Source organism: Microbulbifer maximicatervae (SeqCode) (assembly GCF_056232625.1).
In genome coordinates, this window is sequence record NZ_CP174324.1 from 1452785 (window position 1) to 1466242 (window position 13458).

The 13458-nt window shown below is 44.3% G+C and carries 12 protein-coding genes; 5 read left to right on the forward strand and 7 right to left on the reverse strand.

What is annotated here, in order from left to right:
* Positions 1 to 2 precede the first annotated feature (2 nt).
* Both ACJJI6_RS06275 and ACJJI6_RS06280 read left to right on the forward strand, forming a co-directional pair.
* A complete protein-coding gene (locus ACJJI6_RS06275) occupies positions 3 to 1028 on the forward strand; it encodes an HlyD family secretion protein (RefSeq protein ID WP_413662141.1) in 1026 nt (341 codons plus the stop codon).
* A 304-nt stretch (positions 1029 to 1332) separates the two neighbouring features.
* Positions 1333 to 2565, forward strand: a complete 1233-nt coding sequence (locus ACJJI6_RS06280; protein ID WP_475712846.1) for a TackOD1 domain-containing metal-binding protein — start codon at positions 1333 to 1335, stop codon at positions 2563 to 2565.
* Between the two features lie 52 nt (positions 2566 to 2617).
* Here ACJJI6_RS06280 and ACJJI6_RS06285 read toward each other — a convergent pair whose 3' ends face one another.
* The 3 genes from ACJJI6_RS06285 to ACJJI6_RS06295 all read right to left on the reverse strand — a co-directional run bounded on the left by ACJJI6_RS06285 (position 2618) and on the right by ACJJI6_RS06295 (position 5261).
* A complete protein-coding gene (locus ACJJI6_RS06285) occupies positions 2618 to 3019 on the reverse strand; it encodes a thiamine pyrophosphate-dependent enzyme (RefSeq protein WP_444959517.1) in 402 nt (133 codons plus the stop codon).
* A gap of 509 nt (positions 3020 to 3528) precedes the next feature.
* Positions 3529 to 4515 (reverse strand): PQQ-binding-like beta-propeller repeat protein, encoded by a 987-nt coding sequence (locus tag ACJJI6_RS06290; protein ID WP_475712847.1) that lies wholly within the window; start codon positions 4513 to 4515, stop codon positions 3529 to 3531.
* A 14-nt stretch (positions 4516 to 4529) separates the two neighbouring features.
* The gene (locus ACJJI6_RS06295; protein ID WP_475712848.1) at positions 4530 to 5261 is read right to left on the reverse strand and encodes a hypothetical protein; all 732 of its coding nucleotides are present in this window, start codon (positions 5259 to 5261) and stop codon (positions 4530 to 4532) included.
* A gap of 698 nt (positions 5262 to 5959) precedes the next feature.
* On the opposite strand from ACJJI6_RS06295, the gene ACJJI6_RS06300 reads away from it, so the two are divergent.
* Both ACJJI6_RS06300 and ACJJI6_RS06305 read left to right on the forward strand, forming a co-directional pair.
* On the forward strand, positions 5960 to 6430 hold the full coding sequence (locus ACJJI6_RS06300; protein ID WP_475712849.1) for a hypothetical protein: 471 nt from the start codon (positions 5960 to 5962) through the stop codon (positions 6428 to 6430).
* A gap of 9 nt (positions 6431 to 6439) precedes the next feature.
* Entirely contained in the window at positions 6440 to 6571 is a 132-nt protein-coding gene (locus tag ACJJI6_RS06305; RefSeq protein ID WP_475712850.1) for a hypothetical protein, read from the forward strand.
* A gap of 49 nt (positions 6572 to 6620) precedes the next feature.
* Here ACJJI6_RS06305 and ACJJI6_RS06310 read toward each other — a convergent pair whose 3' ends face one another.
* Entirely contained in the window at positions 6621 to 8261 is a 1641-nt protein-coding gene (locus tag ACJJI6_RS06310; RefSeq protein ID WP_444933344.1) for an acetolactate synthase large subunit, read from the reverse strand.
* Between the two features lie 304 nt (positions 8262 to 8565).
* Here ACJJI6_RS06310 and ACJJI6_RS06315 point away from each other — a divergent pair, with 304 nt between their 5' ends.
* Positions 8566 to 10455, forward strand: coding sequence for a potassium transporter Kup (locus ACJJI6_RS06315; protein WP_475712851.1), 1890 nt, complete (start codon positions 8566 to 8568; stop codon positions 10453 to 10455).
* 195 nt (positions 10456 to 10650) lie between these two features.
* Here ACJJI6_RS06315 and ACJJI6_RS06320 read toward each other — a convergent pair whose 3' ends face one another.
* From ACJJI6_RS06320 to ACJJI6_RS06330, 3 genes are all read right to left on the reverse strand, one after another.
* On the reverse strand, positions 10651 to 11370 hold the full coding sequence (locus ACJJI6_RS06320; protein ID WP_475712852.1) for a DUF2059 domain-containing protein: 720 nt from the start codon (positions 11368 to 11370) through the stop codon (positions 10651 to 10653).
* Positions 11371 to 11429: 59 nt separating this feature from the next.
* Entirely contained in the window at positions 11430 to 12221 is a 792-nt protein-coding gene (locus ACJJI6_RS06325) for a penicillin-binding transpeptidase domain-containing protein (RefSeq protein ID WP_475712853.1), read from the reverse strand.
* Positions 12222 to 12511: 290 nt separating this feature from the next.
* Positions 12512 to 13414 carry a prohibitin family protein gene (locus ACJJI6_RS06330; protein ID WP_444927968.1) on the reverse strand — a complete coding sequence of 301 codons (903 nt, stop codon included), beginning with the start codon at positions 13412 to 13414 and terminating at the stop codon, positions 12512 to 12514.
* Positions 13415 to 13458: the final 44 nt, after the last annotated feature.

The following is a 13458-nucleotide window of genomic DNA, read 5'->3' on the forward strand; positions in this document are numbered from 1 at the left end:
GAATGAAGGCTCTGCGAAAACGACTACGCCCAGATAGCTTCGAAAGCGAGCAGCGAAAAACCCGGGGATCTGCCAGCCGACGAATATATCTGGCTTTGTTAATCTTATTTGGCATTGGTGTTATCCGATATATATGGGGCGACTGGTTTTTACTACGAAGCGATGGGTTGGTACTACGCGATCAAAGCGTTATTGAAATGGGCTACTTGGTAAAAGTGGTAGAGGTTGCCGTAGATGAAGGGCAAGCTGTTCGAGAGGGCGAGCTACTCTTAAGGATTGAATCAATGGAGCTACTGGAGCGAATAGCCGATCTCTCCACCCGCCAAGCTAACCTAATACAGATTTCTGCTGAATTCACTTTATTGGCAGAGACTGCAAAAAAACTACTTACTCCCGCCAAGGAGCGTAAAGTACAAATTGGCCGAATCGTAGATAGAATCAATAAACTTGCAAATAGAGGAGTAGTCAGCGAAGTCGGTTACCAAGATGTATTGAAAGATAACTTCGAGGCCAGTGAGACCCTGGTAAAATTACAAGTTGAAAGCGCCACCCTGGAAGGAAAACGTAGATCTGTTGATGAGGCAATTTATCGCTCCGAACAAGCGCTAAGAAAACTGGAGGAGCATTACAATAACGGTATTATTCAAAGCCCCACTTCTGGTCTAGTTGGGGCTTCAGTCCCCCATGTCGGCAATGTCTATGATGCTGGGGAGCCCCTTATGTCTATCTACACCGGGGAAGCCTATGTCCTAGCCTATCTACCCAATCAATATCAATTCGTGATCAAGCCTGGAATGGAGGTATTGGTTACTGGTGGACGCTTTAAAGACAAAGGGGTACTTGTAGAAATGATCCCCCTCTCAGCCGCACTACCCCAGGAGTTCCAAAATACATTCAAGCCCACATCGCGTAATCAGTTAGCGAAAATAGTCTTACTTGACCCATCAAAATTTCCGGTGAACGAGAAAGTTACCATAACCCTAAAGATTGACTGGATTGATGTCATTATTGATAAATTTATTAATTAACTTCCCCAGATGACGACTACCTTCTATGTCATACAATTATTCCTAATTCCCGCCAGGGACGTAGGGCACCTATCCCTGCCTATTGCCAATTTTTCACCTATCTTTTCTTAAATACTCAACAATCTATTCAGTTAAAGGGACGCCATATACACTACAGGCTACACAGTTACGCATAACTGGCATGAAATAAGCTAAAACACTCAGTTAATCTTTCAAACGCCAGCTGTTATATAGGTGTGGAGGAATCAGCATCTCCTTTTTAAGTGACGAATATAGCTTTTTTCGCTGGCCCGGCGACTCTAAGGTGACATCGCATACCGGTGAATCCAAAGACGCTATTTTAATTGAGGAGCCAGCATCAGTAGATGACCTGACGCATATATGGCATATGCGTGGTGGCTTGTATCTACTCCCGGTTATTGATCTCACTGGAACAGTCGGCGAGAAGGCAGATCTGGATTGCTCAAAGCTTAGTGCGCAGGATATGCCCGTTGTGAGCCAGGTTATTGACGACTTTCACTATCGGCGCGCGCAAGTCCACCTGGATTTCCACACCACTCAGAAAGATAGCGACAAAATACTAGCGCGATTATTTGTATCTGGCGTAAGTCTCTCGCCGCACTATAGCCCCAACTCCAAAGCGACTGTTGATTTTAATATTATCCTCGATAGCCCGACGGTTGTGACGGAATGTGAAAAAATGATCGAATCAGGATTTCTACAGGGCAAGTTTTTCGATCGACGCCATATCTGTAACGGCTGTGGAGGTTCCCAGTTTAATGTCCGTGAAGAGTGCGCGGTATGCAGATCCTCTAACCTTACCGAAGACTTCTATCTGCACCATTTCAGCTGCGCCTACCTGGGGCGTGAAGCTGACTTCAGGGAAGGTGAAGACCTGATATGCCCAAAATGCCGCAAGGAGCTTTTGCACTTTGGCAGTGACTACGACAAACCCGGCACCTTGCTTATTTGTAATGCTTGCGGTCACGCCAGCTCAGAAGTGGAGATAGGTTTTTTGTGCCTCAACTGCCAGAAAGATACCGACAGCGAATCCATACGCACCGGGGACATTCACAGCTACGACATTACGGAACGCGCCAGTAGCTACCTAAGAGCTGGCTATGCATTTCTCGATTTTACTGACCATAACCCTATGTTCGCTGACCTACCCTTCACCCTGATCGTAGAACTCAACCAGGCGGCAAGAGCCTGGAAAGAGAACAAAACAAATTTCTGCTTGGTGAATATCAACTACGAACATGCTCATGAACTCGAAGTCGAGCATGGGCCCCGACAAACAATGCAGAGCCGCCGCCAATTCATAGAGAACCTTCATGGAGTTTTATGTAGAGCTTACGAAGGTATACGGAAAGAGGACTTTATTACCGGGAAATATGAGGATTATATGGTTCTGCATGGTATCGCTAAGGAGGACATTCTCGAGGACCGAAGGGAAATGATCAAGATTGCCATGTCCTCCATAAGGCTGGATATTGGCCCCTACTTTAAAGTACTTGGGCCCGAGGAGCTTGTGTAAAAGAAAGCCGAACACCTCCCTGTTACAACTACCTTACCCGAGCCGGCTACCCCTACAACTTACTCGACAACTCGCGAATTTCATGATTCAGGATACGGTCGTTGTGGCTGTAATCCACGGGCACATCCACGAGATGGACTCCACCCGCCCTGCAACATTTTTCTATCATCGGCTTAAACTCATCCGTGGCCGTTATTCTGTGGCCATGAGCACCATAGGATTTTGCATAGTCGACAAAATCAGGGTTACCAAAATCCAGACCAAAGTTATCAAACTCCATCATGGCCTGCTTCCACTTGATCATTCCGTAGGCATCATCGCGCAAAATAAGTACGATAAGGTCAAGCTTTAAGCGAACCGCCGTTTCAATCTCCTGGGAGTTCATCATAAAGCCCCCATCCCCACAACAAATTGCAACCACACAGCGGTCAGGGTAAACCAGCTTGGCAGCCATTAAGCCATTAAGCCATTAAGCCATTAAGCCATTAAGCCATTAAGCCATTAAGCCATTAATGATGGGGCCTCTGCGAAAATATTCCAGGGTTACCTTTAATATAACTAGGGTAAAATAGTAGCTGGAAGCCCATTATCTCTACTTGCTAATCTAAATATCTAACTAAAGAAAACAACCTTTTGGGGCCAATGCTAGTAAATCGTAGTAAAAAAAGCTCGCAGGCTCCTTTGCCATATACGCAAATAACAAAAAGAGGGCTATGCATCAAAAATAATGGATCAGCAATCAAAATAGTATTCAAATCTTCATAGCCAGAAACAATATCTCTAACAACCTACCACTTTTCTGGCCATGAGAATCTGTATATTAATAAGATGAAAAGTAATTAGTAAGCGACCGCACTTCCTAAATCTCTTTGAAGTAGTAGTGAGCAGATATGAACCACCCACTACAAGATTTAGATTCTGCTTATTACTTTACAACATTAAATCAAGAGAGCATAGCCAATATCACATGCATTCCTTTTCAAAGACATGTAATGTGCCCAAGTTATCATAAACCAGCAAATAAGGAGTTCTATAAATAATAGGAGTAGGAGGCGGAAAACTGACACCCTCTTCTTTGTGCACCCAATCAAATTCATGGGTAACAGTATTAAATGCTCCAATAACACCTTTTTTCTGGTCTGTGGTAAGTATATGACTTCCTTCCAGAATATAATTACTTCTTTGCGACCCTATGCCTACTGATTCAAAATATGGAAAATTTTGATAATTATCCTTTAACTCCCCTGTCATTAAATCATAAGCGGCATAATTAACTAGCATTTGATGAAGGAGCCCCTTCGTTTTATCAATGCACAACCCTCTAGCAAAAGTTTGTATCTCCCATTTAACTTCTCCTGTCTCAATATTAAAGGCAACTACTTTATCTAACCCTTTAAAACAAAAAACAACTATATTGTTATCAGCCCCAACTAATTCAGGAAGATATTTTCCACTGGCCATTTCCACAGACCACTTAACTTCTCCACACTCAAGGTCTCGCCTACCAATTCCTTTAAGCGAAACTGTAAAGGCTATATTTGACTCAACCCTAATATTCTCTCCAAAATCCGCTTCCCAGATAACCTTATCTAGAAAAATATCTTGAATACCTTGCCTTGACAGAAAAAGAGAGTAGTCATAGTCAGTCCTCACTACAATTAATTTTTCGTTATATATACTGAAATCACATACCGGATTTTCAATAGTGACCGATTTTACAGTGGCGAGTTGAGAGTCAAAAAATGCGTATCCAGAACCCGAAATACCAATAAGAACATCATCTATCCTTACCAACCCCTTGAAATCACTCTCAACATGTGAGTCAAATATTTCTTTCTCACTTACTATATCATACTGAAAAATTTTTGATCCTGATTGATAAGTCAGCATGCTACCCTCTAAAGAATAGCCTTTGCTGACAGATTTAATTTCAGATATTTTTTTATACATATAATGCCTATCCATCAGTGTACAAAATCCAATAAAGGGTGATTAGTCAATAGCCCTTTATTAGCTAAGTCAATTAGCATGTCAGCATCTGAAATATCTTGGCGTATAAAGAACTCCGGGGTGGCATCAAATAATTCATTTGCCTTTGAAGAGCTCTTAAAAACATTCTGAAATTGACCCTTCATAGCATCATTTAAACCATTGCTAAAGTAGTATTCAAAATCACTTCCACCTGTCAAATAAGCTTTAAATTGTTCATAAGTACTACCAGAAATACTCCGTGCAGAACTCCAGTTTTTCATCTCTACAGATTTAGATCCAGAAAGGCCTGTAGTCGGATCAATTCGAGTAAACAAGGCGTCAAGTTTGTGCTTTGTTTCAATGTCAGGAATTGCCCCTTCAAAGCGGTTCAACACCCAACCTCCATGTGTTAATTCATCCCAACGTTGAGACATCACACTCAAGGTTAAAGCTGCTCCCTTTGCTTTGGAAGCTTGTTCTCCGGCTTCTTTTAAAAAGTCATCAAATCCATCAACCAGACTACCATCAGCCTTAACAGCCCTTTTAGTAACTACGGTATAAAAATCATTAAGAACAGCATCTAAATTACCGATTAAATAGTCTCCAGAATTTCCGCAGGTCGCACACCTAGGATTTGCTTTTATCAAGCTGGTCATAAAACCGTCAAACCTTTGCTGCCCAACTTTATTGATAAAGTCCGCATCAAAATTCGCATACGATCTCATCTTTATGTTTTCACTCAGATAAAATAATGAGAATACATAAACTTATATAAAGCAAAGGACAGTACTTTAACTCTGCCACTTACTCCATCTATACCAACCAGGAGAATCCAGCTGTTTTTATCAAGATGAATTTGGGCGGGGATAGTATCAGGAGGGGAACTAAAGGGTCAATGAATGCCACCAGGTAAGAATTGGCTTTGAGACCTATCTACCACCCAAATAATAAGCTTGGTGCAGGTTAACCACCAAGAAATATTACTACGGCAGCAGTACAGCAACATTAGAAGAATACAACCCCAGTAAAAACAGCGAAACGTAAGAAGCTCACCACCTTAAGATTGGACTAAGAAAGACGCCCTTCGCTCTTGTAGGCCTGCAAAATGAAGTAAATTATAGGTGTAAAACTTCAAGTAATCTAGCATATCACCTTTATCGCTCATTTCAGATTGCTATTTCTTTTAATTGACAACAATCGCTTCATACACTCTATCAGAATTATCTATTACAGTCGGCATGGTTAGATAATCATCCAGTTCTGACTGGCGAATTTTTTCTTACTCTTAACGGGCGTGGCATCGGATACTAATTGTACTAATCACAAAGACAGCGACAAAATATTAGCGCAGTTGTTTGTATCTAGCGTCAACCTTCCCCCTCACTACAGTTCCAACTCCAAAGTTATCGTCGGTTTTAATATTATGTTCGATTGCTGGACGGTTGTGACGGAATGCGAAAAGCTCATTTGTAATGCCTGCGGCCACGCGAGTTCAGAAGTGGAAATAGGGTTTTTGTGTCTCAACTGCCAGATGGATACCGATAGCGAATCAATCCGTACCGGTGATATTCATAGTTACGACCTCACTGAAAGAGCCAGCAGTTACCTTAGGGCCGGATACGCATTTCTCGATTTCACTGACCACAATCCCATGTTTGCCGACCTGCCCTTCACCCTGATCGAAGAGCTCAACCAGGCGGCAAGAGCATGGAAAGAGAACAAAACAAGTTTTTGCTTGGTGAATATCAACTACGAACATGCTCATGAGCTCGAAGTCGAGCATGGGCCCCGACAAGCAATGCAGAGCCGCCGCCAATTTATAGAGAACCTTCATGGTGTTTTATGTAGAGCTTACGAAGGTATACGGAAAGAGGACTTTATCACCGGGAAGTAGGAAGATTATATGGTTCTACATGGAATAGCTAAGGAGGACATACTTGAAGATCGCAGAGAAATGATCAAGATTGCCATGTCCTCCATAAGGCTGGATATTGGCCCCTACTTTAAAGTACTAGGGCCCGAGGAGCTTGTTTAAAAGAAAGCCGCCCCCCTGTCACAACCACCTTACCCGAGCCGGCTACCCCCTACAATTTACTCGACAACTCGCGAATTTCATGATTCAGGATACGGTCGTTGTGGCTGTAATCCACGGGCACATCCACTAGGTGTACCCCACCCGCCCTGCAACATTTTTCTATCATCGGCTTAAACTCATCCGTGGCCGTTATTCTGTGGCCATGAGCACCATAGGATTTTGCATAGTCGACAAAATCAGGGTTACCAAAATCCAGACCAAAGTTATCAAACTCCATCATGGCCTGCTTCCACTTGATCATACCGTAGGCATCATCGCGCAAAATAAGTACGATAAGGTCAAGTTTTAATCGAACTGCCGTTTCAATCTCCTGGGAGTTCATCATAAAGCCCCCATCCCCACAAATTGCGACCACACGGCGGTCTGGACACACCAACTTGGCAGCCATTGCCGAAGGCAAACCCGCCCCCATCGTTGCCAGTGCGTTGTCGAGCAGCACGGTATTCGGGGCTAAAGCAGGATAATTCCGCGCGAACCATATTTTGAACATGCCGTTATCAAGCGCAATAATGCCCTTCTCCGGCATTACTTCGCGGAGATCCTTTACCAGCCGTTGCGGACGAATTGGGAAAGTGGTGGTATTTGAGCCCTCCTGGATATGCTTTTGAAGCGCGGCACGGATACGGTGCGCATCGGTAAAGCTCCAGTGATCCTGGGGTTCCAAGTGCTGGTCCAACTGCCACAAGCTGTTGGCAATATCGCCAACCACCTCTATCTGCGGGAAGTAGACCGGATCCACTTGCGCTGAATTGAAGTTGATATGTACAACTTCCGGGCCACCGGGACGCATAAAGAAAGGTGGTTTTTCTACAACATCGTGACCCACATTGATAATCAGGTCGGCCTGCTCAATGGCCCGGTGAACAAAATCCCCATCGGATAGCGCGGTATTTCCAATAAAGTGCGGGCCCGATTCATCAATTACCCCCTTACCCATCTGAGTTGTGACCACCGGAATACCCAATTTGTCGACAAACTTGCGCAACATTTTGGCGGTTAATTTACGGTTTGCGCCTGCTCCCACCAACAGCAGAGGTTTACGGGATGCCGCAATCGCTTCTGCAGCTTTGCGCACCGCCTTCTCTTCGGCAATTGGCCTGCGGTTATAGCTGGGCTCCAAGACCGGCATGGTGGAGTGTTCACGGGCAATATCTTCAGGAAACTCCAAGTGGGTTGCCCCCGGCCGCTCCTCTTCCGATTGCCGGAAGGCTTCACGGACATGAGCAGGCACATAGTCGCCCCCCACAATGGTCTTGGTGAACTTGGTCAGCGGACGCATCATGTCAACAATATCAATAATCTGAAACTGGCCTTGCTTGGAACTTTTGATAGGTTTTTGACCAGTGACCATCACCATCGGCATTCCACCGAGCTGGGCATAGGCTGCAGCTGTCACAAGGTTCGTGGCCCCCGGACCCAAAGTAGACATACAGACACCTGGTTTGCCCGTAAGCCGACCATAGGTAGCAGCCATAAAACCGGCACCCTGTTCATGGCGCGTGACAATTAGTTTTATCTTTGAACCCCGCAAAGACTCCAGCATATCCAGGTTTTCCTCACCAGGAATCGCGAAGATATACTCAACGCCCTCTTTCTCTAGGGCACGAATAAAAAGGTCCGATGCTTTCATTGGGGAGGCTCCTGTAGTCCCGCCTTACTAACAATAAGATCCCCGCCAAAAGAGCTGCTTTTATAACTGCCTGACACGATTGCTCAATTACGCGGATACCTCTCTTACATCTCACTTTATCGGCTCGTAAGTTTGCACCCTGCACAGTAGCTCACATGGTGCCTTAGCAATGTATTGCTAAGATCAGTCTCAGGGAAAATTAATTTCTTGCGCGCTGATATCCACCATCCGAGTGATGACAGCAAACTCCCTGATAAGTCTTAAATCACTGCCTTTGTATGACACCGGATGATAAGAGTTGCAAATGGAATCTCGCTCAGAAGGCGCAAGAAAACACTGGGTTCTATCACTTGCCGCTCTCGGGGTTGTATTTGGTGATATCGGCACTAGCCCACTCTACGCCTTTAAACTGATTTTCCACCCCCGGTTTGGAATTCCCCATAACACCGAGACCATTATTGGTGGGGTCTCTGCTGTCTTCTGGGCACTTACCCTCATTGTCACTATTAAGTACGTCATATTGGTAATGCGCCTGGACAACCGAGGGGAAGGTGGGATCATGGCGCTGATGACACTGGCCCTGGAAGCGACAAAAGGGCGAGAATTATTAAGAAAGCTTATTATCGGCGGAGGGATCTGTGGGGCGGCACTATTTTTTGGTGATGCCGTTATCACACCAGCCATCTCCGTTCTCTCCGCAGTCGAAGGACTGGAGATAGTCAACAAGACTCTAAAACCGTTTATCCTGCCAATTTCTATCGGCATACTCTTTGGATTGTTTTTTGTGCAACGCTTCGGCACCGAAACCGTGGGGAAACTGTTCGGCCCGATCACCGCCATCTGGTTCTTAGTTTTGCTGCTCGCGGGCCTTTACTGGGTGCTCCAAAACCCTGTAATCCTCCATTCCGTCAATCCGCTGCATGCTTTGAGCTTCCTCACTAACCATGGCATGGCTTCATTCTGGATATTAGGTGCAGTATTACTGGTGTTTACCGGAGGAGAGGCTCTATATACCGACATGGGGCATTTTGGACGTATGCCTATAAGAATTGCCTGGATAGGTTTGGTGTTCCCCGCCCTGGTGTTGAACTATATGGGACAGGGCGCTCTACTTATTAGTGACACCTCTGCGGTAGACAACCCCTTTTACCGGATGTACCCGGACTGGTCGCTCTACCCAATGATTATTCTTGCAACTGTAGCAACCTGCATCGCTTCCCAGGCCTGTATCTCGGGGACCTTCTCCCTGACAAAACAAGGAATCCAACTTGGCTTGATGCCCCGTTTTGCCATCCGGCACACGTCATCAGCACTCGCGGGACAAGTCTATATGCCCGGTGTCAATTACCTATTAATGACAGCGGTAATACTGGTGGCAATTCTCTTTGGAAGCTCAGTCCACCTGGCTAGTGCTTATGGTGTATCAGTGAGTGGCGCAATGTTGATTACCTCCTGCATTGCAGCAATCGTGTATCGTCACTACCTCAAATACAATCTGATAATTTGCCTGGCTGTCGGCTCATTCTTTGCTTTTATTGATTTTGCCTTTGTTACTTCAAACCTGGCAAAGATAGGCCACGGGGGGTGGTTCTCTATAAGTTTAGCCGCCTTTATTGCGATGCTGATGATTACTTGGCGAGATGGAAAAAAAGCAATAAATTGTTACTTGCAGGGTAAGAATTATAAATTGGAACCCTATTTAAACTCACTTTTTGATAATCCCCCATTACGAGTACCTGGAACTGCAATATTTGTGGGAACCAATCAACTCTTTGTACCTCATGCCCTAATATACAATTTGAAACATAACAGTGTTCTTCACGAAAAGAATCTTTTCCTAACCGTTACGTCAGCCAACACACCAAAAGTACTCCCAAAGAACCGAGCAATCATTAGCAAGATTAGAGAGGGATGTTTCAGGCTAATATTACGTTATGGATATATGGAACGCCCAGATGTCGAAGGGGCCATAAATAAACTCAACAAAATGCACCTTTTGGATATAGATCCAAGTAAGTCTTCTTTCTTTACCTGCCGCTATAACATATTTCCTGTTAAAGGCGGCTATAGCAAAATGGCAAATTGGCGAGAGCGGATCTTTGCCGCCATGGTAAGGAATTCAAGTAGTGCTATAGACTATTACCGCATTCCAGCGAATCGGACTGTAGAAGTGCAAGAGAATATAATGATTTGAATTGACAAGCTATTTTATCAAATAACTGACAAGCCCATGAGACTCACCTCAGGGTATAGAATGGAAAGGTAAATGTGTGATGGTCATACCGCCTGCTTCCTTTACAGCTAATATGGATGCAGGCGGTAGGCCGAGAAACCCCTAAATATTCTAATTAAGAAGTATAAAGATATTCAGGAGCTCCCTATCCCATAATCAGTTCGCTTCATTTTTAAGTATAGAAGCCATATCACCGGACCAACGGCCGATTACTTGTGTTAAAGCTTTATTAAGCCCTGCCATTGAAGAGGAATTGAATTTTTTAGCTTCTGGCTGGCTCAAGAACTCCTCATATTTCGCTAAGCTTGCATCGTCGAAGCCTTGATAAGTTTGCACGAAAGAGAGAGTAACAAATTGCTCAACATTTTGACGCATCTGGGGCTTCATTGCTTCCATTTGTGCCTTATAAGCATCTAGATTGATCTCTTGGCCAGGAGCCATCACTGCCGTAACTGCGGAATAGACAGCAATACCCGTAGAGATCTGCATCTCCATCGCCATATCGGTAACACCAACAAGCTGATCAATACGAGTTGCCATTTCAACGCGCTTTGTGTCAGCCATCAAATTCTGGAATGCCTCTTCAGAGCTTCCTTCCTCTTCAGCCTTGGTAATTTTCTTACCGATATCTGACTCATACCAAGCCAATAAGACCTCAACATCTTTATCGGTCAGAGAAGTACTCAGTGACGAGCGCACTTCATCCATAATGATGGACGGTAAAATTGTATTATCTGCACTTTCAAGAATCTTCTGCAGTTTATCCTGAGAAATTGGTGCACCCTGCTGTACGCCTTCCGCAAATCCAGATTTTACTAGCTCAGGAAACCCCTCAACCTGCTTGGTGAAACCTGACACAAGCAGAAGCTTATCCAAATTGGTTATTTTATCGGCAGCGGCAAAAACAGACGTACCACAGCTTCGCTATAAAGAGCCTAAATAATCCCCAACTCAGATAGTTTTTTTCTGGCAATTTCAATTCTTTTCTTTTGTACTTCCCGAAAACTACTGCCATCTATGTTAATCGCAAAATAATGAATATTGTTATTGGACTCAACAATTCCAATATACCAACCTAAAGCCTTATTCTTAGCTAATGGCCCTCCTCCTGTTTTTGCATATAGCTTATAGGCATCAGTCTCCTCTACTAGCATCACTTCTTTAAATTTATCTATAACTGACTGCGATACAGGTAATTGACCAGTAAATAAACGCTCCAGGAAGTCTACCTGCTCCAACGCTGATATTTTGATACTCTCATTGAGCCAGAAGGTATCAATACCAGACGAAGCATCCCGATTACCATAATTAAAACCTGCCAAATACTGATTCATTCTCTTAGCGCCAATCTCCGTTGCTAATTGCTGATAGATCGGAACCGCTGAATTTTGAAATGCTTCGCGAATCGTCAAAGGCCTTTCTGACCAGATTGTAGGCCACCACTCTTTAGCCGGGTATTTGTCATGATTATAGGTTAGCTCTTGTAACAGGTTCTCAACTAAACCCAAGTCAAGTGCAATAAGGGTATTGGGAACCTTAAAAGTAGAGAATGGTGTGAACTGCCTGGCTGCCCTCTCCCTATTAATTACCGTATATTCTGAGGTACGACTATTCTTGAGCACAAAAGTACATAACTTGCTACATGAGCCCCCATCTTCTGCAATCACCGAGTTGCTGACACCAAAAACCAATATTGCAGCAGTGATAAACCATATATAGTGTTTCAACCGGAATCTCCTTGATTTAGAGTGCGTGATACCCGAGGAACATCAATAAATTTAATCAGGATCTACCGGGTAATAAGCACACCGAAAAGTACCTTTCGGATATTGGGAGGAGTTAATTGGCAAGTCAAGTAACTACGAGACTAACAAACAGTCCTCATTAAGTAATGACTGTACCATCATTTAGAATTTAAGAAATACTGCCAACTGAACAAACTAGGTTTGGTGCTTCCTATTGATAAGCACCAAACCTTTTGTGTAAAAAGCAAGCAAAGCTCTAGCTTTGGGCTATCTTAATTTCTGCGGTCTGAGTTATTCCCCATATCCCACAGAATTGGCTGATCGCCACCCATAATAGTTGAAGGCATCTGACCATTCCATTGCTGCGCGCGGATATATTCAACCAAGGTATGGTTTCTGGCAATCGCATCAGCTTTTGCTTTAATCGCTGCAGCTTCCGCTTCCCCTTTCTCCAGAATCGCAAAAGCTTCCGCCTCGGCTTCTACACGAATCTTATGGGCTTCACCATCTGCTTTAGCTTTGGTGGCATCACGGCGCGCATTAGCAGTATTCACCTCACGTTGCGCTTCCAGCTTTTGACGTTCCAATTTGTGCTTTTCGGCAGCCGCCAAGTTCAACTCTGTCTGCTTGGTTTCAATAGATTGGATGTACTTGGGAGGCAAGCTGATGCTCTCAATCTGTACATCTCCCAATTCCATAGGCAACCCCTTGGTTTCCTCCTCCAAGAGTTCCTCAATCCGTCGAATTGCTGCATTCCGGTTCTGGATAATCTGCTCTGCCTTGAATTCAGCCAGACCAGCTTTACTGGCGCTTCTCAGCCTGGGATCGAGAATCCGCTGTTCAAATTGTTCCAAACCGCCATATTGCTTATACAAATCTATGGCTGCACTGCGAGTTACCGTCCAGTTCACCGCGGTCACTGCTTTTAACGGCATTTGTTCTGCGGTGGCGGCATTCATCGTTTCAACATTTTTCCGGGTTCTCACTTCGATTTCGACCACATTATCCATAAATGGGACTTTCGTATGAATTCCGGGATCAACCTGTGAAACTGCCTTGCCAAATCGCTTTACGATTCCTACGTGACCCTCGTCAACCGTGAAAACTGTCCCCATGGTGATAGGGATAATCAGTAATGCAACACCAGCGAAAATTCCCTTCTTAAGATTTTCCACAAACTTTCCTTTAACTACTTACATCCAAAAACGGTTCTTAACTT